Here is a 26,804-nt window from a genome sequence, read left to right on the forward strand (position 1 = left end):
ATGATTAAAAAAGGTTTAAAAGTGAGAGTTTTAACAGGTAGAGATAAGAAAAAAGAGGGTGAAGTTATTGAAATCGATAGACCTAACAACAGAGCAAAAGTTAAAGAAATTAACATGGTTAAAAAACACGTAAAAACAACCAAAGAAAAAAAAGGCGGAATTGTATCAAAAGAGAGCTTTATTCATTTATCAAACCTTAAGCTAATTGACGAGAAAGCTGCAAAAAAAACAGAGGCTAAAAAATAATGACACCAAGATTAAAAGAAATTTATAGTAAAGAAATTAAACCAGCTTTAAAAGATAGTTTGGGTCTAAAAAATATTTTTATGGCACCTAGGATTGATAAAATAGTATTAAATATGGGTCTTGGACTAGATGGAGCTGATGCAAAAATTCTAAAAGCTGCAGAAGAAGATATGGGAAAGATTACTGGGCAAAAACCTGTAATTACTAAATTTAAAAAATCAGTTGCAAATTTTAAAACAAGAAAAGGTTCAAATGCTGGTTTAAAAGTAACACTGAGAAAAAATAAAATGTATGAATTTATTGATAGATTAGTAAATATTGCATTACCTCGAATTAAAGATTTCAGAGGACTTTCTCCAAAAGGATTTGATAAATTTGGTAATTATACATTTGGAGTAAAAGAACATATTATTTTTCCAGAGGTAAGTTTTGATAGAGCGGATAAAGTACGTGGTCTAGATATAGTGGTAGTAATTAAAGCTTTAAGTAAAGATCACGCATTTGCTTTATTAGAAAAAATGAATTTCCCATTTATTAAAAAAGGAGACAATTAAATATGGCTAAAGTAAGCGCTGTAAACAAGAACGATAAAAGAATTAAACTTTCTGATAGACTTTATAAAAAAAGACAAAGTTTAAAGAAGATAATTATGGATAAAAAATTACCCCTTGAAGAAAGATTTAAAGCACAACAAAAATTGTCTCAGATGCCAAGAAATTCAGCAAAAACAAGAGTGATGAATAGATGTAAAATTACAGGAAGACCTCATGGGGTTTATAGAAAATTAAAAATATCAAGAATAGCTTTAAGGGACCTAGGTTTAGCTGGATTAATTCCAGGTATGACTAAGTCAAGCTGGTAGAAAGGAAAATTATGAGTTTAAGTGATCCAATTGGAGATATGATAGCAAGAGTTAAGAATGCTCAATCAAGAAATCATAAAAAAGTAGCATTACCATCTTCAAACTTTAAAACTAAAATAGCAGATATCCTTAAAAATGAGGGATTTATTAAAGATTTTAAGATCGATTCTGAGGATAAAAAACCAACTTTATCTTTAGAACTTAAGTATCACTCTGGAAATCCTGTTATCAGTGCTTTTGAACGTGTTTCAAAACCTGGTAGAAGAATTTTTTCTAGTGCAGAAAGCCTGCCAAAAGTTAACAATGGTCTAGGTATCGCAATCATTTCTACACCTAAAGGTGTGATGACAGATATAGATGCTAGAAAACAACGTGTTGGTGGCGAAATAATCTGTAAGGTATTTTAATGTCTAAAATTGGTAAAATAAGTATTTCAATCCCTGAAAAAGTTAAAGTTGTTTTGGCTGGAAATATGATAAATATTGAAGGTCCTTTAGGAAAAAAATCATTAGGCATTGATTTAGAAATGTTCAATCTTGATATCAAAGAAGGTAAAGAAATATCAATTAAACCAAAAAAAATAGATCAAAATTCTAAGAGACTTTGGGGAATGAATAGAAGCTTAATAAATAACGCAGTGATTGGATCAAGTACAGGCTATGAAAAAATTCTTGAACTAGTTGGTGTTGGTTATAGGGCAGCTTTAAAAGGAAAACAGCTAAATCTTCAACTTGGTTATAGTCATGATATTAATTATGATATTCCTGATGGCATAAAAATTGAAGTTGAAAAACAAACAACTTTAAAGATTTCAGGTTCGGACAAACAGCAGGTTGGATCTGTTGCTTCAAAAATTAAAACATACAGAAAAATTGAACCTTACAAAGGTAAAGGTATACGTGAAAAAGGACAATATGTTCTTAAAAAAGAAGGAAAGAAAAAATAATGAAACTAAATACAAGCACTAGGAAAAGATTTAGAGTAAGCAATAAAGTTAAAAAAGTTGCTTCTAAAGATAGATTCAGACTATGTATTTCTAGATCATCAAAAAATATTTCTGCACAAATAATTGATGATTTAAATAAAGTTACATTATTATCTGCTTCATCTGTTGAGAAAGATATTAGATCAGGAGAGAAAGTTAATAAAACTGAACTTTCTAAAATAGTTGCAACTAAACTTGCAAAAAAAGCTCAAGAGAAGAAAATTACTAAGATTTACTTTGATAGAGGTGTCTATAGATATCATGGCAGAGTGAAAGTATTTGCTGAAACCTTACGTGATAATGGAATGGAATTTTAATTATGGAAAATTTTAAAGATAAAAAGAACGACGATATTTTAGAAAAATTAGTACATATCAACCGTATTACAAAAGTAGTAAAAGGTGGACGTAGATTTGGTTTTTCAGCTCTGGTAGTTGTAGGAAATCAAGCAGGTAAAATTGGTATTGCTCATGCAAAAGCCAAACAAGTGCCTGATGCAATTAAAAAAGCTAATGAAGTAGCAAGAAGAAAATTAATACATATCCCTTTAAGAGAAGGAAGAACTATTCATCATGACGTAAAAGCAAAAGATGGATCAGGAAGAATAATACTAAGAGCAGCATCTAAAGGAACTGGTATCATTGCAGGTGGACCGGTTAGAGCTGTTTGTGAAGTATTAGGAGTTAAAGATATTGTAGCAAAATCAATGGGAACTTCAAATGCTCATAATGTGATTAGGGCTACCATGAAAGCATTACTAAAACAAAATTCACCAAAACAAATTTCAGCTATTAGAAATAAAAAAATTTCAGAAATAGTTGAGAAAAGAGGATAATGATTACCTTAAATACTAAAGATAAAATTAATAAATCAAAAATGCGTGTTGGAAGAGGTATTGGATCTGGCAAAGGTAAGACTTCTGGCAGAGGTGTAAAGGGTCAAAAATCAAGATCGGGAGTTGCAATTAAAGCGTTTGAAGGTGGTCAAATGCCATTGTACAGAAGACTGCCGAAAAGAGGTTTCAATCCTATCTCTAGAACAAATATAGCAATAATGAATCTTGAAAAAATCCAGTCATTTATAAATGAAAAAACTATTAATCCTAACGACACTATAAATATGGAATTACTTAAAAAACTTAAACTGATTAATAAAAATTCCCAAAAGTTAAAGATACTTGGAACTGGAGAGATTAAGGATAAAGTTAATATAGAAGCAGACTTAGCATCTAAATCAGCAATAGAAAAACTAGAAAAAATTAGTGGATCTATTCAATTGAAAAAATAATAAATTTCAATGAGTGCGTCATCATCATCAAATGATTTAAGAAATAGAATACTATTCACTATATTTATTCTAGCAGTTTATAGATTTGGTACTTTTGTACCATTGCCAGGTATTGATCCAGAACAACTTAAGGTAATGATGGATGGTAATCAAAAAGGCCTTCTCGGAATGTTCAATGTTTTTGCAGGTGGTGCTGTGAGTAGAATGGCTATTTTTGCTCTAGGAATAATGCCTTATATTTCATCTGCGATTATAGTTCAGCTATTAACTGGAGTTTCAGAATATTTTAAAAATTTAAAAGCTCAAGGTGAGACAGGCAGGGCAAAAATTACTCAAATTACAAGATATGGAACAGTAATTTTAGCAACAGTTCAAGGATATGGTTTATCTGTTGGCTTAGAGTCATCAGCGGATCTTGTAATTAATCCTGGTGCTTTTTTTAAAATTACAACAGTTACAACTATAGTTGCTGGTACGATGTTTCTAATGTGGCTAGGTGAACAAATCACTCAAAGAGGAATAGGTAATGGTATTTCTTTGATAATATTTGCAGGTATAGTTGCAGAAATTCCAAGGGCTTTAGTTACAACTTTTGAGCTTGGTAGAACTGGTGCTGTATCAACTTTTATGATCTTAGCAATATTTGTTTTATTAGTTGCTACAATTTTATTTGTAGTTTTTATGGAAAGAGCTTTAAGAAAAATTTTGATTAATTATCCTAAAAGACAGATGGGCAATAAAATGTATGGAGGCGAGTCATCACATTTACCACTTAAAATTAACCAGGCTGGTGTAATACCAGCAATTTTTGCCTCAGCTTTACTTTTGTTACCAGTAACTTTTTCTAATTTTTCTTTCTCAAGTAATGATACTTTTTTAAATTTAAGCTCTTATTTTACCCAAGGACAGCCTCTTTACATGCTATTGTATGCATCTGGAATAATATTTTTTACTTTTTTCTATACGTCTATAACTTTTAATCCTACAGAAACTGCAGATAATTTAAGAAAGTATGGTGGTTTTGTTCCAGGAATAAGACCTGGTGAAAGTACAGCTCTATATATTCAAAATATATCAACCAAATTAACAACTATTGGTGCACTGTATTTAACTCTAGTTTGTTTAATGCCAGAATTTTTAATTGCTAATTATCCCATACCTTTTTATTTAGGTGGTGCTTCAATTTTGATTGTTGTGGTTGTTGCTATTGATACAGTGACACAAATTCAAACTAGGTTAATGAGTTCTCAATATGAACAATTAATCAAGAAAACAAAATTTGGTAAGTAAGTGAATATTATTTTATTTGGGCCCCCAGGCGCAGGTAAAGGCACTCAGTCAAAGTATTTAGTTCATAAACTAAACAATTTTCAAGTTTCTACAGGTGATATCTTAAGAGAAGAGATTAAAAAAAATTCAGATATTGGCCAACAAATAACAAGTAATATGAATGAAGGTAAATTTGTTAGTGATGAAATTGTTAACTCGTTAATTAAAAAACTAATGCTTGACCCTCGAAAAAAAGACAAATTAATATTTGATGGATACCCCAGATCATTAAGTCAGGCAAAATATTTGGATTTATTATTAGATAATTCAAATCAAAAAATAGACCATATTTTCTTCTTAAATGTAAACAAAAATACAATTATAGAAAGAATTGAAAAAAGAAAAACTTTAGAGAATAGATCTGACGATAATGCAGATACTATTCTTAAAAGATACGACACTTACATGGAAACCACTAGACCTGTGTTAGATTATTACTCAAAAAATCCAAATTTTCATCAGATTAACGGGACACAAGAAATTGATCAAATAACAAAGGAAATTGAGGCTTTTATCAATGTTTAAGACATTGACTTTAGAGAATCTTATTATATAAAAGGCTCAAAATTATCACAAAAACTATGGCTCGTATCGCAGGTATCAACATTCCACAAAATAAACTTGTTCATATAGGGTTAACTTATATTTATGGAATTGGTGATAAATTTTCTAATCAAATTTGTAACTCATTAGAAATTCCTAAAGCAAAAAGAATTAATGAATTAACTGATGATGAAATTTTAAAAATTAGAGAATATATAGATGCAAATTTTAAAGTTGAGGGTGATCTTAGAAGAGATTACTCGCTTACAATTAAAAGATTAATTGATCTAGCTTGTTACAGAGGCACAAGACATAGAAAAAAATTGCCAGTTAGAGGTCAAAGAACAAGATGCAACGCAAGAACAAGAAAAGGAAAAGCAATCGCAATTGCTGGAAAAAAATTAACACCAACTAAAAAATAATTATGGCTAAAGCTGATAAAGTTGAAAATAAAGATCAGAAGGTAGAAAAATCTTCAAAAAAAAGTAATAAAAGCTCTTATTCAAAAAAGAAAAAAATTAAAAAAAATATCTTAAATGGAATTGCTTATGTGCAATCCACTTTTAATAATACAATGATTTCAATTGCTGATACCAATGGAAATGTAATTTCTTGGGCTTCTGCTGGACAAAAAGGATTTAAAGGGTCAAGAAAATCAACTCCATATGCTGCACAAATTGCTGCTGATGCTGCCGCATCTAAAGCATTGGAATATGGAATGAAAACTTTATCTGTCGAAGTAAAGGGCCCTGGCTCTGGACGGGAAACAGCTTTGAGAGCATTACAAGCGAGAGGTTTTAAAATTTTATCAATTAAAGATACAACACCTATGCCTCATAATGGAACTAGACCACCAAAGAAAAGGAGAGTTTAATGGAAGTCGAAAATGTAAATGTTAAAAATTGGAAGTCATTAATTAAACCATCTAAATTAGATGTTCAAATAAGCGATGACTTAACTCATGCTAAAATTGTAGCTGAACCATTAGAAAAAGGTTACGGATTAACATTAGGTAATTCTTTAAGAAGAATTTTACTTTCATCAATAAGAGGAGCTGCGGTAACTTCTATTCAAATAGATGGTGTATTACATGAATTTACATCTATCAAGGGTGTAAGAGAAGATGTTACTGATATAGTTTTAAATGTAAAATCTTTGGCATTAAAAAGTAGTTCTGAAGGAACAAAAAAACTTATACTAGATGCAAAAGGTCCAGGTGAAATCAAAGCTTCTGATATTACACCAGTTGCAGATGTTGAGATTTTAAATCCTGAACTAGTAATTTGTAATCTTGATGAAAATACCAATTTTCATATGGAGATGAATGTAAGCACTGGAAAAGGCTATGTTCCAGCAGATTTAAATAAGCCAGAGGAACCACCTTTAGGATTAATTGCAATAGACTCATTATACAGCCCTGTAAAAAAAGTATCTTATTCAATAAGTACAGCAAGAGAAGGTAAGGCATTAGATTACGATAAACTTACTATGGAAGTTGAAACAAACGGTTCAATTTCAGCAGAAGATGCTGTTGCTTATTCAGCAAGAATTTTTCAGGATCAATTAAAAATGTTTGTTAATTTTGACGAACCTGTTGAAGTAGCAGTAAAAGAAGTTTCAACAGAGCCAGAATTTAATAAGAACTTATTAAGAAAAGTTGACGAGCTAGAGCTTTCAGTTAGATCAATGAATTGTCTTAAAAATGATAATATAATTTATATTGGTGATCTTGTTCAAAAATCTGAAGGTGAAATGCTTAGAACACCAAATTTTGGTAGAAAATCTCTAAACGAGATTAAAGAAGTTTTAACTGGAATGTCACTATATCTAGGGATGGAAATTCCAAACTGGCCACCAGATAACATTGCTGAAATGTCTAAAAAATTAGAGGAAGCCATCTAATGAGACATGGAATGGCAAATAAGAAGTTAAACAGAACTTCTGAACATAGAAAAGCTCTTTTAAAGAACATGTTAAATTCTTTAATTAAATATGAGCAAATTAAAACTACTTTGCCAAAAGCTAAATTTCTTAAACCACAAGCTGACAAAATTATTACTCTAGGTAAAAAAGAAACACTGCAAACAACAAAAATGCTAGTTTCTCAACTTCAAGATATTAAATCTGCAAACAAAGTTAAAAAAACTCTTTCAAAAAGATACGAAAAAAGAAATGGTGGATATACTAGAATTATAAAGGCTGGATTTAGATATGGTGACAACGCACCAATGGCTATTATTGAGTTTGTAGACAGAGATGTTGAGGCTAAAAGAATTGATAAGCCAAAAAAAGATCCTAATAAAGAAACGCCTAAAGCTGAAGAAAAGAAACAAGCAACAGCATAAAATCTAAAACATGAAAAAGTCATACACCGTTGATTCAACGTGTAATGATATGCGTATTGATCGTTGGACCAGACTCAAAATAGGTAAAATTCCTCAAGGATTAATCGAAAAATATTTAAGATCTGGCAAAATCAAGTTAAATAAAAAAAAGATTAAAAGTTCAACAAAGGTTAAAGCAAAAGATATTGTCAGTTTTTTTAATTTAGACTTTAAAGAAACTATAGTTCAAAAGAAAATAAAATTTGAACCATCAAAAGAAATTATAAAATCTAATGAAGACCAAATTATAGATAATAATGAAAATTTTGTTGTATTAAATAAAAGTTCAGGCATCTCTGTACAAGGTGGAACTAAATCAAAAAAGAATTTAGTAGATATATTTGCCAAAAGCGAAATTTTTCAAGGCACAAAACCTTATTCTGTACATAGATTAGATAAAGATACTTCAGGTGTTTTTATAATGGCCAAAAAAAGAGAGTCGGCTCAATTATTGACCTCTTTATTCAGATTGAGAAAGGTTCATAAAACATATCTGGCTATATGTCATGGTGAATTAAATACAGATTCTGGTGAATGGAATGATGATCTTATCCGATATGATGGAGATAAAAAAATTATAGAAAAAGCAAAAACTATTTATAAAGTTTTAGATAAGAATTCAGAAGCAAGTTTAGTTGAATTAAAACCCATCACAGGTCGTAAACATCAACTTAGAAAACAATTATATGCACTAGGACAACCAATATTTGGTGATATTAAGTATAAATTATCTAATTCTTCAAGAGGATTAAATAAGAATTTAATGCTTCATTCATATCAGATCAAATTTATTATTGATGATGTAAAGCACACATATACTGCTTTACTACCAGATTATTTTAGAAAATTATTAAAGACAAAAAGACTTAGATTTTCAAGTTTGAAATAAATTTTTCTATTAATAATTTACCTAAGTCAGAATAATCATTATTATTAATATTAATTAAATTAGTAACACCTTTATCAGTCACTCCACAGGGAATAATTTTTTTATACTGTTCTAGATTATTATTTATATTTATTGCAAATCCGTGATAAGCAATCCATTTTTTTACTCTTACTCCAATTGCTGCAACTTTATTTATAGAGTCATTTTTTTTATGCCATATTCCAATATTATCTTTGTCTGAAAATGTTTCTATTTTGTATTCTTTTAAAGTTTCAATGATTGTTTTTTCAATACAAGAAATAAATTTTCTAATATCTTTTTTTTTTCTTAAATCCAAAACAAAATAACAAATTAATTGACCTGGTGCATGACATGTTATTTTGCCACCACGATTAGTTTTTATTAATTCTATAGAATTATCTAAAATTTCACTTTCTTTATAACTTGTCCCTGCTGTAAATATTTCATTATGTTCTAAGATCCAAATAAGTTCTTTATCTTTATTTTGGTGTAAATCTTCCAACCTTTTCTCTAATAGATTTATTGCATCAAAATAATTTATTGGTTTTATTGACTTTTTGATCTCTATATTCATTTATAAATTGTATTATCTTAATTATCTATTAATAGTCCAACCTAAATTATAGGTAGATTTATGTCTTTAGTAAAAAAAATAAAAGATAAAAAAGTAAATTTTGAATTCAATAAAGAATATATAAAAGTAGTAACATCTAAAATTGCTAACAATGATGCTCTTTTTATTACTAATTCTTTTAAAGAAATGCACCCAGCAGATGCTGCTGACATTATTGAACACCTAAATCAATCTGACAGAGAAAGTTTAATAAAACTTAATAATTTTAAAATTGACCCTGAAGTTTTTGTTGAACTAAACGAGTCTGTTCAAACAGAAATTATTACTTATCTTTCATCAGATTCAATTGTTTCAATTTTAACTAATCTTGAGTCTGATGATGCAATATCAATTTTAGAAAATGTACCGGAGGAAGATAAGAATAATATTCTAAGCTCATTACCTCCTAAAGACCGTTTTGCGTTATTAGAAAGTTTAAGTTATCCTGAAGATACAGCTGCAAGGATAATGCAACGAGAATTTACAGCTATACCAAGTAATTGGTCTGTAGGTCAAACAATAGATTATTTAAGGGAAAACAAAGATCTTCCAGAAGAGTTTTTAGAAATATTCATTATTAATGAGGAGTTTAAACCTATAGGTACAGTTCCTTCTTCTCGTGTATTAACCACATCAAGAGACACAAAAATGCTATCTATTATGTCGGAGTCTCAATTACTAATACCTGTAGATATGGATAAAGAGGAAGTGGCCAACTTATTTGAAAATTATAATTTAAATTCTGCTGCTGTTGTGGATAAAAATAATAAACTAGTTGGAATGATTATGAGTGATGATGTCTTAACTGTATTACAAGAGGAAGCTGAAGAAGATGCCTTGAGATTGGCTGGGGTAGGTGATGAGGAAATAACTGATGGTGTAATTACTAAAACTAAAAGAAGATTTAATTGGCTACTATTAAATTTATTTACTGCTTTTTTAGCCACATGGTGCATTAGTTTATTTGGTGCAACAATTGAACAAATGGTAGTGTTAGCATTTTTAATGCCTATAGTTGCATCAATGGGTGGTAATGCTGGAATGCAAACTCTAGCCGTTACAGTTAGAACAATAGCAACTAACGATTTGACAGAAAATAATTTTGCATCCAATGTTATTAAAGAATTTTCTATAGGAATATTAAATGGAATTATTTTTGCAGCTATAAGTGCGTTCATTGTTCAAATTTGGTTTCAAGATAATATTCTTTCAATTATAATTTCAATTTCAATGGTTCTAACTATGATTATTGCGGGTCTCTTTGGTATTTTGGTTCCAGTTACTTTAAAAAAAATGAATATTGATCCAGCAATTGCTTCCAGTGTGTTTGTAACAACAATTACTGACGTTATAGGTTTTGTATCATTTTTGGGTGTGGGTGCTTATTTTTTATAGACTTAAAAATTATCAATTAATCTAACACCTTTATAATTATACGCTAAGAAAATTTTAGATCCATCATATTTATTGGACATAGATAAATCATTTATGTTTCTATTCTCTAAATATTCAATTTTAATACTAAAAAAACTTTCAAAATTATTTTTTGTTTGCTTTAAAAATTGATTAATATTTTTTGTGTATTTGATCTTATTTTTTAGATTTAAAAAATTTTTTGAAATTTTTTCAACTTTAGTTAACTCACTTCTTTTGAGTAAGAAATTTCTTGAAGATAAAGCTAATTTATTTCTATTTCTAATAGTTTTGCATCCTATCACTTTTGTATTATAGTTTTTTTCAATAAAATCTTTTACTAAAAAAAATTGTTGAAAATCTTTTTTGCCCATAAAAATTTTCTTAGGTTTAATTAATTTCGTTAATCTATTCATTACATCTAAAACACCCTCAAAGTGGCCTTTTCTATATTTTGCACATAGAACTTTATATTTTTTTTCAATTTTTATTTCTGATTTTTCTTTGTTTTCATAGATATCCATAAATTTTGGAATATAAACAAAATCTAATTTTTTAATTTTTTTTAAAACAGCTAAATCTTTTTTTATATTTGCAGGATATGAATTAAAATCTTTTATATTGTTAAATTGTTTTGGATTTATAAATATACTGACCATAGTTTTTTTGTTAGTTTGAATTGATCTTCTAATAAGAGATATATGGCCTTTATGAATACCACCCATTGTGGGAACAAAACCAATATCCTTAAAAGGCCTTATTGTTTTGGATAAATCACGATTGTTTAATATAATTTTCATTTGTATTAAAATATTTAATAAGTAAAACATTTAGATGATTAAACAAGCTATAATTCCTTTGGCCGGACTTGGCACAAGACTGATGCCTTTGACGAGTGTTTTTGCAAAAGAACTTTTACCTATAAATGGTAAGCCTGGTTTAGAGTATATTTTAAATGAATGTATTGATGCAGGAATTAAAGAAATAATTTTCATCATATCAAAAAGAAAAAAGATGATTAAAAAATATTTTTATAATGACAAATTTTATAAAGAATTAATTAAGAAAAAAAAGGATACTAGAATTATCGAAGAATATAAAAAAATTTTAAAATATCGAAAAATGATAAAGTTTGTCTATCAGGATAAGCCAAAAGGCACTGGTGACGCTGTTCTTAAAACTAAAAAATATATTAAAGATAAATATTTTTTAATGCTACTGCCAGATGATCTTATAATTAAAAAAAACTGCTCTAAGTCTATGATTGTTTCTCATAAAAAACACAAAGCTTCAGTCATGGCAAGCATGAATGTTAAAAAAAAAACTGTTGAAAGATGGGGTATTTATAAACTTAAAAAGAAATTAAATAAAACAGATTATTTAATTAATAGAGTAGTTGAAAAACCAAATATTAAAGATGCTCCTTCAAATAAAGCTGTAATTGGTAGATATATATTACCAAATAAAATTTTTTCAAAATTAAAAAATTTGAAACCCACTAAAGGTGGTGAAATTCATATAACAGATGCCATTCAACTTTTAATCAATGATAATGAAAAATTTATAGCACATAATTTTTCTGGAAAATATTTAGACTGCGGAAGTATGGAAGGGTATATTAATTCATCCAAGGAGATTGCAAAATTATGAAACTTTGTATGATTGGCACTGGTTACGTTGGTTTGGTTAGTGGTGTGTGTTTTTCAGATCTTGGCAACGACGTTATATGTGTAGATAAAGATCAAGATAAAATAAATAACCTTCAAAAGGGTATTATTCCTATTTATGAACCTGGATTACAAGAACTTACTCTTAAAAACTTTAAAAATAAGAAATTAAAATTTTCAACTGATTTAAAAAACTCAATAAAAAAATCAGATATAATTTTCATATGTGTTGGAACACCGACAAAAAAGAATGATATTGGCGCTGATCTAAGTCAAATTTATTCAGTATCAAAAGAGATATCAAAATCCATTAATAGATTTAAAATAATCATAACGAAGTCAACAGTTCCTGTTACTACAGGGGATGAAATTGAAAAAATTTTGTTAAAAAAAGTGAAGAAAAATAAATTTTCTGTCATATCAAACCCTGAATTCTTAAGAGAGGGAGAAGCTATAAGAGATTTTATTTATCCAGATAGAATTGTAATTGGTGCTAATGACAATAAATCAGCTATTATTTTAAAGAATCTTTACTCCCCATTAATATCGAAAGGAGCAAAATTTATTTCTACTAATAGAAGAGCTGCAGAACTAATTAAGTATGCCTCAAATGCTTTTTTGGCTACAAAAATAACTTTTATAAATGAGATAGCAAATTTATGTGAAAAAACAGGTATTGATGTTGAAGATATTTCCATAGGTATTGGTTTAGATAAAAGAATAGGTAGTCGATTTTTAAGAGCAGGACCAGCATACGGCGGTTCTTGTTTTCCAAAAGATACTAAAGCAATAGTCACAACTGCAGATAAATTTAAAACAAATTTATCTGTAATTAAAAGCGTCATTAAATCAAATTCATTGAGATCAAAATTACTTATAAAAAAAGTTAATGAAATTCTTAAAAATAAGATAAAAAATAAAAAGATTTGTTTTTTAGGAGTTACTTTTAAAGCAAATACTGATGATATGAGAGACTCATCTAGTTTAGAAATGATACCGTTTCTTTCTAAAAAAGGAGCTAAAATTAAATATTATGATCCAACAGGATTAAAAAAAGAATTTAACAAATTAAAAAATGTAAGTTTTTCAAATTCTATTCAAGATTCTGTTAAAAATGCTGATTTAGTAATTTTACATACTGAATGGAATGATTTTAAATCTATCAATTTTAAAAAATTAAATCCTTCAAAAAATCTAAAAATTTACGACATGAGAAATATTTATTCTCCTTTAAAAGTTAAATCACAAGGATTTAAATATTTTGGTATAGGAAGATAAAAATTAATTTAATTCAAAAATAGCGTCTACTTCTACAGATACACCCAAAGGTAAACTATTAGTACTTACTGCTGCTCTAGTATGCATTCCTGCGTCTCCAAAAATAGAGGCTATTAAGTCTGAAGCACCATTAATTACTTTTGGTTGTTCAGTATAATCATCTGTTGAATTGACAAATCCTGTAAGTTTAATGCAAGACTTAATTTTTGAAAGTTCTCCTGCACATGCTTTCTTAGCCTGTGCCACTATACTCATTCCACATCTTTCAGCAGCCTTATAAGCATCATCTGTAGTCAAGTCTTTACCAACTTTACCCTTAATTAGCTCTCCATTTGAATTTATTGAAACTTGACCTGACACATAAAGTAAATTTCCTACTATTTTAGTTGCTACATAATTACCGACAGGAGCTTTAGCTTCTGGTAATCTTATGTTTAATTCATTTATTTTATCTTCAAAATTCATTATTTTTCTTTCTTTTTAAATGGATTGTTAATAGATGACTTAAAATTTTTTGCTTTATTTACTGTTCCTTTTTTCACTTTGCTTCCTGTATTAACTATACTTTTTTTAAGATTCCCAGATTTGCATGCTAAATAAGCTTTGGATAATTTTTTAATACCTGAACAATCAACTTTTTCAGTAGCATTAATTTGAGATATGAGGCCAAATACGATTAAACTTATAAAAATTATTTTTTTCACTTTTTTTTCTTCTTTTTATTTTTTTTATTTTTATCGTATTCCTTTCTTTTCTCAATCAATATTAAAGCCTCTTCCATAGTTAGATCTGTTGGATCTTTTTCTTCAGGAATTGTTGCATTTAATGACTTATATTTAATATATGGACCATATTGACCTTTCATTACTCTTACAGGCTTTTTATCCTCCGGATGTTCTCCTAAATCTTTGATAATAGAAGAAGACATTCTTCCTGGTTTGGCTTCTGCTATTAAAGTGATTGCTCTATTAAGTCCAATTGAGAATATTTCTTCGATATTCTCTATTCTTGCGGATTTGTTTTCACATTTTAGATATGGGCCAAATCTTCCAGTATTTAGAGTAATTTCTTTTTGATTTTCAGGATTTAATCCTAGAGATTTGGGTAAAGAACATAAAAATTGAGCTTTTTCTAAATCTATACTTTTTAACTCTAAGCCTTTTGGTATCGAAACATTTTTTAAAAGTTCGTTTACATCCTCTTTAATTTTTTTTGTTTTCTTTTTTTTCTTTGTGATTTTTTCATCAGTCTTTTCTTCAGGTATTTTTTCATATTGAAGATAAGGACCAAACCTTCCATTCTTTAAATATATATCATTTCCATTTTCATGTTTACCTATGAATTTTGGTTCAGCTAATTGAGACTGCGCTGCTGCTTTTGCTTTAGATAAGGGTCTTGTAAATTTACATTCAGGATAATTTGAGCAACCAATAAAGGCACCACCTCTAAAGCTATTTTTTAAACTAAGTGAACCTGTATTACATAATTGACATTTTCTAACAACGTTACCATCCTTATCTTTGTCAAAAATTAATGTTCCCAGACTCTCATTTAATAAATCTAAAACTTCTCTAGTTCTTTTTTCTTTTACTTCTGAAACATTATTATTAAAATCTTTCCAAAACATTTCTAAAACTTTTATCCAACTTTCTTTTCCAGTTGTTATTTCATCTAGTTGGTCTTCTAATCCTGCGGTAAAATTATAATCAACATATTTAGAAAATAGTTTTTCTAAAAAGGCAGATATTAATTTTCCACGATCAGTAGGAAAAAATCTTTTGTTTAGTATTTCTGCATACCCACGGTTTGCAATTGTAGATATAATGCTTGCATAAGTTGAAGGTCTACCAATACCAAGTTCTTCTAATTTTTTTACCAAACTTGCTTCAGAATATCTTGGAGGAGGTTGAGTAAAATGTTGTTCATCAATAAGTGACTCAATATTAATTGGTCCTTTTGACATTTCAGGCAAGATAGCTTCATCCTCATCTTTGTTCGGACTTGGGAATACTTTTAAAAAACCATCAAACTTTAATACAGACCCGCTAGATTTACAAATTGTACCACCATCTTCTGTAGTTATTGTTATTGTGTTTCTGTCAAATTTTGCGGTCTCCATTTGAGATGATAAAGCTCTGCCCCAAATCAGATTGTATAGTTTTTGTTGATCTGTGCTTAAATATTTTTTAACAGTATCTGGTGATCTACTTATATCTGTAGGTCGAATAGCTTCATGAGCTTCTTGTGCATTCTTTGCTTTTTTACCAGAATAATTCAGAGCTTTTTCAGGTAAATATTCATTTCCATATTGATTTTTAATAAAATCTCTAAAATCTGAAACTGCGTCAGCTGAGAGATTTGTTCCATCAGTTCTCATATAGGTAATTAATCCTATTGTTTCTCCATCTATTTCAATACCTTGATATAATCTTTGGGCAATTTGCATTGTTCTAGAAGCTCCAAAGCCTAATCTACTTGATGCGACTTGTTGTAAAGTTGATGTTGTAAATGGACCAGATGGATTTCTACTAATAATTTTTGATGAAATATCAGTTATGTTGAATTTTTTATCCTTAATATTTGTTATAGCATCATTAATTTCATTTTTATTTTTAAAAGAAAATTTTTCTATTTTTTTTCCATCTAATTGAGAAATACTTGAAGTAATTAAATTTTTTTTTTCGTCCTGAAAATTGACACTTAAAGTCCAAAACTCCTTAGGATCAAAAGACTCTATTTCATGTTCTCTTTCAGTTATAAGTTTTAAAGCTACGGATTGTACTCTACCGGCAGATTTTGATCCTGGTAGTTTGGTCCAAAGAATAGGGGATATATTAAAACCAACTAGATAATCTAGAGCTCTTCTAGCCATATAAGCATCAACAAGTAAGGGTTCAATTTGTCTTGGATTATCTATACCGTGAGTTACTGCCTTTTTGGTAATTTCATTAAAAACAACTCTTTCAACTTCTTTATCTTTTAAAAGTTTTTTTTCATTTAAATACTCTTTTACGTGCCAAGCTATAGCTTCTCCTTCACGATCAGGGTCAGTCGCTAAAATAATTTTACTTGAATCTTTTGCAGCATCAGTAATTTCTTTTAAATATTTTTTTGAAAAGCTATCAACTTCCCATTCCATTTTAAAATTTTGTTCTGGGTCAACCGAACCATTTTTTGATGGTAAATCTCTAATGTGACCATAACTAGCTAAGACAATATAGTTATCACCCAAATACTTATTAATTGTTTTTGCTTTTGCTGGACTTTCAACTATGACTAGATTCATAATTTAACAAACTACTCAAAAGTCTTTGATAGTCAAATTAATAAATTTTAGTCTTACTTTCCTCTTTATTTTTCAATCGTTTAATATTTTCTCTGTGGGTAAAGAAGATCAAAATAAACATTATGCTAAAAAAAATAGCATTATTTATTTGTTCAGTTATCAAGATATAAATAGGTATTGATATAGAGCCTATAATTGACGAGAGTGAAGAGTATCTAAATATTAAAAATATAATACCCCAACTTGCTGCAAAGATAATTCCAAGTAAAAAATTTATAGAAAATAAAATTCCAACATAAGTAGCAACACCTTTGCCACCCTTAAATTTAAGCCATATAGGAAATACATGTCCTAAAAAGGAACATAAAGAAGCTACATATATTAAGTCAGGATAATTTATTTTAACAAAAATAACCGGAATTACAGCTTTTACTATATCTAATATTAAAGTTGAATAGCCTATTAGCTTATTTCCTGTTCTTAAAGCGTTTGTAGCCCCTATGTTACCAGAACCTATTTCTCTAATATCTTTATTTAAAAAAATTTTAGTTAAGATTAAACCAAATGGAATAGAGCCCATTAAATATGAAGCAAAACCAATTATTAAATAATCCATTTTTATATTTTAAATAATTCTTTACCTTTTACAAAGGTATTAGTTACCTTACCTTGAAGTCTTTTATCTTCAATTGAAGTATTCTTAGATTTTGAAACTAAATTTTCTTTTTTTACAATCCAAGGTTTGTCTAAATCTACAATGCAAAAATCTGCATCATTTCCTATTGAAAGATTTCCTTTATTAATTCTCAAAATTTTTGCTGGATTAGATGTTAGTGCTTGAATAATGGTGTCAAGTTTTACTGATCCGTTATGATATAGTTCTAAAGATAAGGATAATAATGTTTCTATACCTGAAGCACCTGTTGCTGCTTGTGAAAAAGTTAATCGTTTAGACTCTTCATCCTCAGGTTTGTGATCTGATACAATTACATCAATTGTTTTATCTTTTAACCCTTGTACCAATGCTTCTCTATCTTCTTCTTTTCTTAAAGGTGGAGACAATTTTAAAAATGTTTTAAAATCACCAATATCATTTTCATTTAGGGATAAATTATTTATTGATACACCACAGGTAAATTTAATATTATCTTTTCTTTCCCTAATAACTTCAACTGATTTTGCTGATGAGAGTTGAGATATGTGATATCGACATTTATTTTTTTCAAGAAGAGCTAAATCTCTTTCTATAATTATTCTTTCAGCAATATCAGGTATTCCTGATAAACCTAGTTTAGTTGCAATAATACCAGAGTTTATCATTCCATTTTTAGAAAGATGGTAGTCTTCAGCATGTTGCATAATTAAACAATCTAAATCTTTAGCTGAATTCATTATTCTGGACATTAAGCTTGTATTTTGAATTGTCTTAACTCCATCTGTAAAAGCAATTATTCCTTTTTTGGCCAATAAACCAAATTCAGTCATATTAGTACCTTCAATATCCCGTGTTAAAGAAGCACAAGGAAATATATTTATTTTAGACTTATCTCTTCCTCTCCTTTTTAAGAAATCGACAATTGAAACATTGTCTATGATTGGATCCGTATTAGGCATTGTAACAACAGATGTTACTCCTCCAGATAGTGCAGCATTACTTAAAGTTCTAAAATTCTCCTTATATTCATACCCTGGCTCACCTACAAAAACTCTCATATCTACAAGTCCAGGAAAAATATATTTGCCCTTTAAATCTATCGGTTTTTCTCTTGTAGGTAGATTATTGGAATTAACTTTTTTTCCTATAGCTTCAATTTTTCCATCTTCAGATACTATTAATCCTCCATTCTCATTTAATGAGTTAAATGGATCGATAATATTTGCATTTATAAAATATTGTTTTTTCATTTATTCACAAAATATTTTTAAACAAGCCATTCTTACCGCTACACCAAGTTCGACTTGTTCTTTTATTACACTTTTATTAATATCATCAGCTAGTCTTGTATCGATTTCTATTCCTCGGTTCATGGGACCAGGATGCATAATAATTGCATCAGGTCTTGCATGATCTAGTTTATCTGGAGTTAATCCGTAGTATTCATAGTACTCTCTATTTGAAGAAAGAAACGAACTTGTCATTCTTTCATTTTGAAGTCTTAACATCATTACTATGTCACAATCTTTAAGTCCTTTTTTCATATCAGTAAAAGTATTAACTCCAAATTTTTCAATTTCTTTTGGCATTAAATTTGTTGGTGCAACAATATTTACTTCTGCACCAAGCATTGTTAGTAAATAAATATTAGATCTAGCAACTCTTGAATGGAGAATATCTCCACAAATTGCAATTTTTAGCCCTTGAATTTTTTTCTTTCTGTTAATTATTGTTAGTGCATCCAATAAAGCCTGTGTAGGGTGTTCTCTTCTGCCATCGCCAGCATTTAGCACGGCACAATTAACTTTTTGAGATAACAAGTTACAAGCACCTGAGTCTTGATGTCTAATTACAATTATATCGGGGTGCATTGCATTTAAAGTCATTGCAGTGTCAATTAAAGTTTCACCTTTTTTAATGGCAGAGTTTCCCATGTTCATAGACATTACGTCTGCTCCCAAACGTTTACCCGCTAATTCAAATGAACTTTGTGTTCTTGTGGAAGGTTCAAAAAATAGGTTAATTTGAGTTTTTCCATTTAGAACGTTTAATCGTTTGTTTTTACTCTGGTTAAGTTTAATAAATGATTGAGATTCATTTAAAATCAAGTTTACATCATTGATTGACAAATCTTGAATACCTAACAAATGTTTTTGAGAAATTTTAATAGCTTTTTGGGTTTTAGATGCCATTAAAATTAACTCTATAACTATAAAGTAATGACATGGCAAGTATTAATTATTTAAAAAGTCTATTGCTCCTTGAAGTATAAAAGCCGCAGCATTTTGATCTATATTCTTTTCTCTTTTACTTACATTAATATCTAGTTGGCTAGATAGATTAAAAGCTCCAACAGTAGAAAGTCTCTCATCCCAGAGGCAAACGTTTATATCAATTGCTTTATCTATATTATTTGACACATCGTTAACAGATTGTGCTGATCTACCAGATGTACCATCCATATTCAAAGGATTGCCAATTATAACTCCTTTAATATCATATTCATTAATTATCTCTTTTAATTGAGCAATTAATTCGTTTGTATTTGTCTTAGTAATTGTCTTAAAGGGTGTGGCTATAGACTGCCTCTCATCACATATTGATACACCAATTCTTTTAGAACCAAGATCTAATCCAATTAATCTAGAGGGTTCAGCCTGTTTTTTTTTCAAATCTTCAATAGTGATCATATTGTATATTTTTAACTTAAGTGATAGTTTGCGACATATTTAAATACCATATGAGCATTGATCTTAAAACAATAAAGCATATTTCAAAACTATCAAGGATTTCAGTGGATGAACAAAAAGCTGAAAAACTTGCAGATGATTTAAATTCAATTTTCAAATTTATTGAAAAATTGAACGAATTAAATACTGACAATGTTGAGCCGCTTACATCTGTTGCTGAAACAACTTTAAAATTTAGATCTGATGAAGTTAAAAATCAAAATATAAGAGAACAAATTATAAAAAATTCCCCTGAAGATAATGAGGATTTTTTTGTGGTTCCAAAAGTTGTTGAATAATGTCAGATATAACTTCACAAACATTAACTTCATTAGTTAAAAATATTAAAGAAAAAAAATTATCCTCTGAAGAGGTTACAAAAGCTTTCGTTGATCGTTCTGAAAAATCAAAAGAACTAAATTCTTATATTACAGAAGATTTTTCAAATGCCATCCATAAAGCCAAAAAATTTGATGAAAAACCAAATCTTGATTTAAAACTTCCAGGAATACCAATGGCTGTTAAAGATCTTTTTTGTACTAAGGATATTAGAACTACAGCTGGTAGTAAGATTCTTGAAAATTTTGTTCCAACTTATGAGTCAACAGTTACTGAAAACATTTGGAATGAAGGAGGTATTTTACTAGGTAAATTAAATTGTGACGAGTTTGCAATGGGATCTTCTAACGAAACTAGCTTTTATGGAAATGTTCAAAACCCAATTGACAAAGGATTAGTTCCTGGAGGATCGTCAGGTGGTTCAGCTTCTGCAGTTAGTGGTCAATTAACACCTATTACAATAGGAACTGATACTGGTGGATCAATAAGACAACCCGCTTCATTTACAGGTACTGTTGGTTTAAAACCAACTTATGGAAGTTGTTCTAGGTATGGAATTGTTGCTTTTGCATCTTCACTAGATCAAGCAGGGCCTATGTCTCAAAATGTTGAAGATTGCGCTTTATTACAAGAGGTAATCAGTACGTATGACAACAAAGACTCTACATCGATAGATTTTAAAAGAGCTCAATATAGCAAAGATTTAACAAAAGATATTAAAGGAAAAAAAATAGGAATACCCAAAGAGTATAGAGTAGAAGGTATGCCTACAGAAATTGAAGACTTATGGAAAAAAGGAATTGAATACGCAAAAGATTGTGGTGCTAACATAATTGATATTTCATTACCTAACACAAGTTATGCTTTACCCACTTATTATATTGTGGCACCAGCAGAAGCTTCTTCAAATTTAGCTAGATATGATGGTGTTAAGTATGGTTTTAGAGCTAAAGGGGAGAACTTAATTGATATGTATGAAAAAACAAGATCAGAAGGTTTTGGGGCTGAAGTTCAGCGAAGGATAATGATTGGTACTTACGTACTATCATCAGGGTATTACGATGCTTATTATTTGAAAGCACAAAAAGTTAGAAAATTGATTAAAAATGATTTCGATGAAGCGTATAAAAAAGTAGATGCTATTTTAACACCTTCGACACCTAGCTCAGCATTTAAAATAGGTGAAAAGAAAAATGATCCAGTTTCAATGTATTTGAATGATATCTTCACCGTACCTGTAAATTTAGCAGGTTTACCAGCTATATCTATACCTGCAGGTCATGATGCAGCTGGATATCCTTTGGGATTACAGATTATTGGTAAAGCATTTCAAGAACAAGAAATATTAAATTTAGCATACGCAATGGAAGATAAAATTAATTTTAAAAACAAAATTACTGATTGGTGGATTAAATAGTGCCCAAAGAAAATTCAGAATATTTAATTGAAAGATATGATAATGTTTATGAGGTTATTATTGGTCTTGAAGTACATGCGCAAGTAACATCTAATTCAAAATTATTTTCATCTTCTTCAACAAAATTTGGTGCTGAACCTAACACACAAGTTAGTTTAGTTGATGCTGCATTTCCAGGAATGTTACCTGTAATTAATGAATATTGCGTGAAACAAGCAATAAAAACAGGTATTGGTTTAAGAGCTCAAATTAATAAAAGGTCAGTTTTTGATAGAAAAAATTATTTTTATGCTGACCTACCACAAGGATATCAAATTTCTCAATTTAAATATCCAATAGTTGGAGAGGGAACAGTTGTTCTTGATATGCCAAATGGACAGAAAGAGGTAGGTATTGAAAGACTACACTTAGAGCAAGATGCTGGAAAAAGCATTCATGATATGGATCCACAAAATACTTTAGTAGATTTAAATAGATCAGGTGTAGCTTTAATGGAAATTGTTAGTAAGCCTGATTTAAGAACTCCAGATGAGGTAAGTCACTACATTAAAAAATTAAGATCCATAATGAGATATTTGGGTACATGTGATGGTAATATGCAAGAAGGTTCTTTAAGAGCAGATGTTAACGTTTCTGTAAGATTAAAAGACAGTAAAGAACTTGGAACACGTTGTGAGATTAAAAATGTTAATTCTATTAAATTTATGCAAATGGCAATTGATTATGAAGCTAATAGACAAGTTGATTTGATAGAAGAAGGTAAATCTATTGATCAAGAAACAAGATTATTTGATACTAAAAAAAATGAAACCAGATCAATGAGATCAAAAGAAGATGCTCATGATTATAGATATTTTCCAGATCCAGATTTATTACCATTAGAAGTTACAGATGAGTTTATAGAACAATTAAAAGAAGATATTCCAGAATTGCCTGATGATAAAAAGAAAAGATTTATAGATGAATTTAAAGTGTCCTCTTATGAGGCAACAATATTAGTATCTGATATTGAAACTGCAAAATATTTTGAAGAAGTTGTTGCAAAAATGGGCAAGAATCGTGATATGAAATTAGCGGTGAACTGGATTACAGGTGAATTATTTGCTGTTTTAAACAATAAAAATTTAGAAATATCCGAAAGCCCTATAAGTGCAAAAAATTTAGCAAAGTTAATTAATCTAATTAAAAATGGAACGATTTCCGGAAAGATAGGTAAGACAATATTTGAATTAATGCTTGATGGAGATAAAGATCCCCAAGTAATTGTTGAGGAAAAAGGTTTGAAACAAGAAAGTGACCCAAAAGCTCTAGAAGCTTTAATAGATAAAATAATCAATGATAATAGAGAAAAAGCGATTGAATATAAGAATGGTAAAGAAAAATTATTTGGTTTTTTTGTAGGTCAAGCAATGAAAATTTCAGGCGGTAAAGCAAACCCCCAATTAATAAATGAGATATTAAAGAAAAAGCTTTAATAGAAATGGGTGCAAACCTTAAAATAACAGAAAAATTACAAAGTTATATTAATGACTTTGGGTTAAATCTAAATCCAATTCAGCAAGAAATAATTGATTATAATAATACTTTAGGTGATATCAAAAGAATGCAAGTTGATCCATCTCAATGTTATTTACTGCATTTAATTATAAAAATCTCAAATATAAAAAATGTATTAGAAATTGGGACTTTCACAGGGTTAAGCGCACTTTCAATTTCATTAGCTTTACCAGATGATGGCAAGTTGATAGCACTTGATAAAGATGAAAAAACTAACGAAGTGGCATTAAAATTTTTTAAAAAAGCTAAACAAGACCATAAAATAAAAACAATAATAAAACCAGCCTTAGAAAGCTTAGAAGATCTTAAAAATAATAAATTTAATATGGTTTTTATTGATGCAGATAAAATGAATTATAAAGAATATTATGAAAGATCTTTAAAGTTAGTAGACAAAGGTGGATTGATAATCGTCGATAATGTTTTGTGGCATGGTGAAGTTGCCGATAAAGATAATTTAGATAAATATACCATTAATATAAGGGAATTTAATTCATATGTTTCAAATGACAAAAGAGTTGAACAAATTATAATACCATTAGGTGATGGGATGACTGTTTGTAGAGTTTTGTAATGTTTGAAGTTTTAGGTTTCTATAAATTTATAAATATTAGATCTTTAAAAAAGAATAAAGTTTTACTACAAGATTTTTTAATTAAAAAGAAAATTATGGGAACTATTATTATTGCTAACGAAGGTTTAAATGGAACAATTTCTGGTGATAACAAAGATATAAAAAGTACTATTAATAAATTAAAAAAAATATTTTCTTTCAAAGAATTTGATAACAGCAATAAATCTAAATCTAGTTTTCAACCATTCCATAAGCCAAAAGTTAAAATTAAAAAAGAAGTTGTGCCAATGAATTTAACTTTAAATTCTAAAGAAAGAAATTTAGATACCCATTTAAACCCCAAGGAGTGGAATAATCTAATTAAAAAAAAAGATACTCATATTATTGATACAAGAAAACCTTTTGAATTTGATGTTGGGACGTTCAAAAAGTCAGTTAATCCAGATGTTGATAATTTTAGAGACTTTCCTAAATACCTAAATAAAATTAAAAAAGATAAACCTGTCGCTATGTTTTGCACTGGGGGAATTAGATGTGAAAAAACTTCTGTTTATTTGAAAAAGAAAGGTTTTAAGAACATATATCAATTAAATGGTGGCATTTTAAACTATCTAAAAAAGATAAAAGAAAAAGATAGTTTATGGAAAGGAGAATGTTTTGTTTTTGATAACAGAATCAGTCTTAAACAAGGTTTAAAAGTTGGAACTTACTTTATGTGCAGCGGATGCAGAAAACCTATTTCTATTAAAGACAAGAAATCAAAAAAATATGAAGAAGGTGTTTCTTGCCCAAATTGTCACGATAATTTAACCGATACTCAAAAAGCCAGATTTAGAATGAGACAAAAACAAATTAATCGTGCTAAAAAGAGTGGATCAAAGCATATATTTCAGAAAGAATTTAAATAAAAAACATTGTCTAAACAAATAAATTTAACAAAAGACCCTATTTGGGATCTTCTTAGAAAAGTAACAATCCCTGCAAGCGTAGGCTCTTTGTTTCAAACTTTCTATAATTTAGTTGATACTTGGTTTGCTGGTAGAATTTCAGCAGAAGCTATAGGAGCAATAGCCAAATCATTTCCGATATATTTTGTAATTATAGCAGTTGGTGTAGGAATAGGTGCTGCAACAAATGCATGTATAGGTAATTTATTAGGTGAAAAGAAGCTGAATAAGGCATCACTATTTATTGCTCAATCAGTTATTTTTGCAATAGTAACGTCTATTATAGTGACATTATTTGGATTAAATGTTTCTAATTTTCTTTTAGGTGTAATGGGTTCCGATGCTTCAAGCATAGCTTTAACAAGAGAATATTTAGATATCATTTTTTACGGTACTTTTATTGTGATGATACAAATTTCTTTAAATGGTGCTCTTAACGCTCAAGGTGATACAAAAAGTTATAGAAATGTATTAATTTTTAGCTTTTTCTTAAATATTTTTTTAAATCCATTATTTATTTGGGGTTATGGGTTTATTCCTGCTTTTGGAATACGTGGACTTGCTATTGCAACAGTAATTTCTCAATCTATTGGTACATTTTATTTAGCTTATAAAATTAACTCATGTAAATTAAGAAAATATTTATACATAAAGTGTTTCATTCCTAAATTAGATATGTTGAGAGAATTATTTGCTCAAGCACTTCCTATCATGTTTAGCATGCTCTTTATTGGAGTGGGTATATTTAATATTTTATATTTTATTGGACAATTTGGAGAAATGGCCACAGCCGGTTATGGTTCTGCTTTAAGAGTTGAACAAGTTTTCTTGTTACCTGTTATTGGCTTAAATACAGCTGTACTTTCAATTGGTGGACAGAACTTTGGTGCTAAGAAATTTAATCGTATAAGAGAATTGTATACAAAGGCTCTTTTATTTGGTTCTTCATTTATGATCGGTGCAGGAATAATATTATTTTTTGGTGCAGAATTTTTTGTATCTCAATTTACTGATAATACTGAAGCAATTAAACATGGTGCGCTTTATCTTAAAGTTGCAGCTTTAATTGGTCCTATTTACCCAGTATTCTTTATTACTACAGCTGTATTCCAAGCTCTTAAAAAACCAATTTATAGTCTTTATTTAAGCATTCTTAGATTAACCGCATTTCCATTTTTATCTTTATGGTATGTAATTAATATCAGGGATGGTGATTATAATGATATATTCTACACAATAATGGCTACTAACTGGATTATGGGTATTGCTCTAATAATCTTCATTGGGTATTTTTTAAATAATGTATTTAAGCAAAAGAAAAGCCATTTTAGTTATTAGTATTTCTATATTAGTATTTTTTTTTACTTATACAGATATTAAGTCTCAAGATATCAAGATAACAGATGGAGACACCATCAAAGTAAACGGAGAAAAAATAAGGTTTAGTGGCATAGATACCCCAGAATTAAAACAAACCTGTATTAAACAAGGAGTCAGAAAACCATGTGGAATAACAGCCAAACAAATTCTTATCGACAAAATTGCTGATAATAAAGTTACCTGTGTTAATGAAGGTAAAGATCAATACAAAAGAACATTAGCTGAGTGTTTTGTAAATAACGAGAGTTTATCAAGTTATTTAGTTAGAAGTGGTTATGCATTTGCTTATAGAAGATATTCCAAAAAATTCGTACCCGATGAAGATTATGCCAAATTTAATAAACTTGGCATGTGGTCAATGGAATTTGAATACCCATGGAATTGGCGAAAAAAAAATTAATAT

General features: G+C 28.9%; 34 protein-coding genes. 25 read left to right on the forward strand and 9 right to left on the reverse strand.

Going from position 1 to position 26,804, the window contains the following annotated elements; all coding sequences use genetic code 11:
• From rplX to F754_RS0103075, 15 genes are read left to right on the forward strand one after another with little or no spacing between them, the layout of a single operon-like run.
• Complete coding sequence (rplX, locus tag F754_RS0103005; protein WP_023648436.1) at window positions 1-246, forward strand: 50S ribosomal protein L24; 246 nt, start codon at window positions 1-3, stop codon at window positions 244-246.
• Complete coding sequence (gene rplE / locus F754_RS0103010) at window positions 246-800, forward strand: 50S ribosomal protein L5 (protein ID WP_023648437.1); 555 nt, start codon at window positions 246-248, stop codon at window positions 798-800. The genes rplX and rplE overlap by 1 nt, the downstream gene beginning before the upstream one ends.
• Window positions 801-802: 2 nt before the next feature.
• Window positions 803-1,108, forward strand: coding sequence for a 30S ribosomal protein S14 (gene rpsN / locus F754_RS0103015; RefSeq protein ID WP_023648438.1), 306 nt, complete (start codon window positions 803-805; stop codon window positions 1,106-1,108).
• Window positions 1,109-1,119: 11 nt separating this feature from the next.
• Window positions 1,120-1,515: a 30S ribosomal protein S8 gene (rpsH, locus tag F754_RS0103020; protein WP_023648439.1), complete on the forward strand. Its 396-nt coding sequence runs from the start codon at window positions 1,120-1,122 to the stop codon at window positions 1,513-1,515.
• Entirely contained in the window at window positions 1,515-2,054 is a 540-nt protein-coding gene (gene rplF, locus F754_RS0103025; protein ID WP_023648440.1) for a 50S ribosomal protein L6, read from the forward strand. The genes rpsH and rplF overlap by 1 nt, the downstream gene beginning before the upstream one ends.
• Window positions 2,054-2,410: a 50S ribosomal protein L18 gene (locus F754_RS0103030; RefSeq protein WP_023648441.1), complete on the forward strand. Its 357-nt coding sequence runs from the start codon at window positions 2,054-2,056 to the stop codon at window positions 2,408-2,410. The genes rplF and F754_RS0103030 overlap by 1 nt, the downstream gene beginning before the upstream one ends.
• A 2-nt stretch (window positions 2,411-2,412) precedes the next feature.
• On the forward strand, window positions 2,413-2,928 hold the full coding sequence (rpsE, locus tag F754_RS0103035; protein ID WP_023648442.1) for a 30S ribosomal protein S5: 516 nt from the start codon (window positions 2,413-2,415) through the stop codon (window positions 2,926-2,928).
• Entirely contained in the window at window positions 2,928-3,380 is a 453-nt protein-coding gene (locus F754_RS0103040; protein ID WP_023648443.1) for a 50S ribosomal protein L15, read from the forward strand. The genes rpsE and F754_RS0103040 overlap by 1 nt, the downstream gene beginning before the upstream one ends.
• A gap of 9 nt (window positions 3,381-3,389) precedes the next feature.
• Window positions 3,390-4,670, forward strand: coding sequence for a preprotein translocase subunit SecY (gene secY / locus F754_RS0103045; RefSeq protein WP_023648444.1), 1,281 nt, complete (start codon window positions 3,390-3,392; stop codon window positions 4,668-4,670).
• Window positions 4,671-5,234 carry an adenylate kinase gene (locus F754_RS0103050; protein ID WP_023648445.1) on the forward strand — a complete coding sequence of 188 codons (564 nt, stop codon included), beginning with the start codon at window positions 4,671-4,673 and terminating at the stop codon, window positions 5,232-5,234.
• A 56-nt stretch (window positions 5,235-5,290) separates the two neighbouring features.
• Window positions 5,291-5,674, forward strand: a complete 384-nt coding sequence (gene rpsM, locus F754_RS0103055) for a 30S ribosomal protein S13 (protein WP_023648446.1) — start codon at window positions 5,291-5,293, stop codon at window positions 5,672-5,674.
• Window positions 5,675-5,676: 2 nt separating this feature from the next.
• Window positions 5,677-6,126, forward strand: coding sequence for a 30S ribosomal protein S11 (gene rpsK, locus F754_RS0103060; RefSeq protein ID WP_023648447.1), 450 nt, complete (start codon window positions 5,677-5,679; stop codon window positions 6,124-6,126).
• Complete coding sequence (locus F754_RS0103065; protein ID WP_023648448.1) at window positions 6,126-7,154, forward strand: DNA-directed RNA polymerase subunit alpha; 1,029 nt, start codon at window positions 6,126-6,128, stop codon at window positions 7,152-7,154. Before rpsK ends, F754_RS0103065 begins: the two co-directional genes overlap by 1 nt.
• Window positions 7,154-7,597: a 50S ribosomal protein L17 gene (rplQ, locus tag F754_RS0103070; protein ID WP_023648449.1), complete on the forward strand. Its 444-nt coding sequence runs from the start codon at window positions 7,154-7,156 to the stop codon at window positions 7,595-7,597. Before F754_RS0103065 ends, rplQ begins: the two co-directional genes overlap by 1 nt.
• A gap of 10 nt (window positions 7,598-7,607) precedes the next feature.
• A complete protein-coding gene (locus F754_RS0103075; RefSeq protein ID WP_023648450.1) occupies window positions 7,608-8,525 on the forward strand; it encodes an RNA pseudouridine synthase in 918 nt (305 codons plus the stop codon).
• Here F754_RS0103075 and lipB read toward each other — a convergent pair.
• Window positions 8,503-9,120 carry a lipoyl(octanoyl) transferase LipB gene (gene lipB / locus F754_RS0103080; protein ID WP_023648451.1) on the reverse strand — a complete coding sequence of 206 codons (618 nt, stop codon included), beginning with the start codon at window positions 9,118-9,120 and terminating at the stop codon, window positions 8,503-8,505. The two genes, F754_RS0103075 and lipB, sit on opposite strands and share 23 nt — an antisense overlap.
• Before the next feature lie 60 nt (window positions 9,121-9,180).
• Here lipB and mgtE point away from each other — a divergent pair, with 60 nt between their 5' ends.
• Window positions 9,181-10,554, forward strand: coding sequence for a magnesium transporter (mgtE, locus tag F754_RS0103085; protein WP_023648452.1), 1,374 nt, complete (start codon window positions 9,181-9,183; stop codon window positions 10,552-10,554).
• A gap of 2 nt (window positions 10,555-10,556) precedes the next feature.
• Here the strand turns inward: mgtE and F754_RS0103090 are convergent, their stop codons facing one another.
• Entirely contained in the window at window positions 10,557-11,402 is an 846-nt protein-coding gene (locus tag F754_RS0103090; RefSeq protein WP_023648453.1) for a pantoate--beta-alanine ligase, read from the reverse strand.
• 4 nt (window positions 11,403-11,406) lie between these two features.
• Here F754_RS0103090 and F754_RS0103095 point away from each other — a divergent pair, with 4 nt between their 5' ends.
• Together F754_RS0103095 and F754_RS0103100 are read left to right on the forward strand one after the other, a co-directional pair.
• Window positions 11,407-12,222, forward strand: a complete 816-nt coding sequence (locus F754_RS0103095; RefSeq protein ID WP_023648454.1) for a UTP--glucose-1-phosphate uridylyltransferase — start codon at window positions 11,407-11,409, stop codon at window positions 12,220-12,222.
• The gene (locus F754_RS0103100; RefSeq protein WP_023648455.1) at window positions 12,219-13,517 is read left to right on the forward strand and encodes a UDP-glucose/GDP-mannose dehydrogenase family protein; all 1,299 of its coding nucleotides are present in this window, start codon (window positions 12,219-12,221) and stop codon (window positions 13,515-13,517) included. The genes F754_RS0103095 and F754_RS0103100 overlap by 4 nt, the downstream gene beginning before the upstream one ends.
• Before the next feature lie 3 nt (window positions 13,518-13,520).
• Here the strand turns inward: F754_RS0103100 and F754_RS0103105 are convergent, their stop codons facing one another.
• Genes F754_RS0103105 through ruvX form a run of 7 tightly spaced genes read right to left on the reverse strand, consistent with a single transcriptional unit; the run spans window position 13,521 to window position 20,148 of the window.
• Window positions 13,521-13,982, reverse strand: a complete 462-nt coding sequence (locus F754_RS0103105; protein WP_023648456.1) for a RidA family protein — start codon at window positions 13,980-13,982, stop codon at window positions 13,521-13,523.
• Window positions 13,982-14,221, reverse strand: a complete 240-nt coding sequence (locus F754_RS0103110) for a hypothetical protein (protein ID WP_023648457.1) — start codon at window positions 14,219-14,221, stop codon at window positions 13,982-13,984. Before F754_RS0103110 ends, F754_RS0103105 begins: the two co-directional genes overlap by 1 nt.
• On the reverse strand, window positions 14,218-16,803 hold the full coding sequence (gene topA / locus F754_RS0103115; RefSeq protein ID WP_023648458.1) for a type I DNA topoisomerase: 2,586 nt from the start codon (window positions 16,801-16,803) through the stop codon (window positions 14,218-14,220). Before topA ends, F754_RS0103110 begins: the two co-directional genes overlap by 4 nt.
• 37 nt (window positions 16,804-16,840) lie before the next feature.
• A complete protein-coding gene (plsY, locus tag F754_RS0103120) occupies window positions 16,841-17,419 on the reverse strand; it encodes a glycerol-3-phosphate 1-O-acyltransferase PlsY (protein WP_023648459.1) in 579 nt (192 codons plus the stop codon).
• Window positions 17,420-17,421: 2 nt separating this feature from the next.
• Complete coding sequence (gene pyrC, locus F754_RS0103125) at window positions 17,422-18,708, reverse strand: dihydroorotase (protein WP_023648460.1); 1,287 nt, start codon at window positions 18,706-18,708, stop codon at window positions 17,422-17,424.
• Window positions 18,709-19,650, reverse strand: coding sequence for an aspartate carbamoyltransferase catalytic subunit (locus F754_RS0103130; protein ID WP_023648461.1), 942 nt, complete (start codon window positions 19,648-19,650; stop codon window positions 18,709-18,711).
• 42 nt (window positions 19,651-19,692) lie between these two features.
• Window positions 19,693-20,148 (reverse strand): Holliday junction resolvase RuvX, encoded by a 456-nt coding sequence (gene ruvX / locus F754_RS0103135; RefSeq protein WP_023648462.1) that lies wholly within the window; start codon window positions 20,146-20,148, stop codon window positions 19,693-19,695.
• A gap of 50 nt (window positions 20,149-20,198) precedes the next feature.
• Here ruvX and gatC point away from each other — a divergent pair, with 50 nt between their 5' ends.
• Genes gatC through F754_RS0103170 form a run of 7 tightly spaced genes read left to right on the forward strand, consistent with a single transcriptional unit; the run spans window position 20,199 to window position 26,801 of the window.
• On the forward strand, window positions 20,199-20,486 hold the full coding sequence (gene gatC, locus F754_RS0103140; protein WP_023648463.1) for an Asp-tRNA(Asn)/Glu-tRNA(Gln) amidotransferase subunit GatC: 288 nt from the start codon (window positions 20,199-20,201) through the stop codon (window positions 20,484-20,486).
• Window positions 20,486-21,943 (forward strand): Asp-tRNA(Asn)/Glu-tRNA(Gln) amidotransferase subunit GatA, encoded by a 1,458-nt coding sequence (gene gatA / locus F754_RS0103145; RefSeq protein ID WP_023648464.1) that lies wholly within the window; start codon window positions 20,486-20,488, stop codon window positions 21,941-21,943. The genes gatC and gatA overlap by 1 nt, the downstream gene beginning before the upstream one ends.
• Window positions 21,943-23,418, forward strand: a complete 1,476-nt coding sequence (gatB, locus tag F754_RS0103150) for an Asp-tRNA(Asn)/Glu-tRNA(Gln) amidotransferase subunit GatB (RefSeq protein ID WP_023648465.1) — start codon at window positions 21,943-21,945, stop codon at window positions 23,416-23,418. The genes gatA and gatB overlap by 1 nt, the downstream gene beginning before the upstream one ends.
• Window positions 23,419-23,423: 5 nt before the next feature.
• Window positions 23,424-24,074 (forward strand): class I SAM-dependent methyltransferase, encoded by a 651-nt coding sequence (locus F754_RS0103155; protein WP_023648466.1) that lies wholly within the window; start codon window positions 23,424-23,426, stop codon window positions 24,072-24,074.
• Window positions 24,074-24,982 carry a rhodanese-related sulfurtransferase gene (locus F754_RS0103160; protein ID WP_023648467.1) on the forward strand — a complete coding sequence of 303 codons (909 nt, stop codon included), beginning with the start codon at window positions 24,074-24,076 and terminating at the stop codon, window positions 24,980-24,982. The genes F754_RS0103155 and F754_RS0103160 overlap by 1 nt, the downstream gene beginning before the upstream one ends.
• 6 nt (window positions 24,983-24,988) lie before the next feature.
• Window positions 24,989-26,359: an MATE family efflux transporter gene (locus F754_RS0103165; RefSeq protein WP_023648468.1), complete on the forward strand. Its 1,371-nt coding sequence runs from the start codon at window positions 24,989-24,991 to the stop codon at window positions 26,357-26,359.
• Entirely contained in the window at window positions 26,322-26,801 is a 480-nt protein-coding gene (locus F754_RS0103170; protein WP_023648469.1) for a thermonuclease family protein, read from the forward strand. The genes F754_RS0103165 and F754_RS0103170 overlap by 38 nt, the downstream gene beginning before the upstream one ends.
• Window positions 26,802-26,804 lie beyond the last annotated feature (3 nt).

Origin of the sequence: Candidatus Pelagibacter ubique HTCC8051, assembly GCF_000472605.1 — a bacterium.
GTDB classification, from domain to species: Bacteria; Pseudomonadota; Alphaproteobacteria; order Pelagibacterales; family Pelagibacteraceae; genus Pelagibacter; species Pelagibacter communis_B.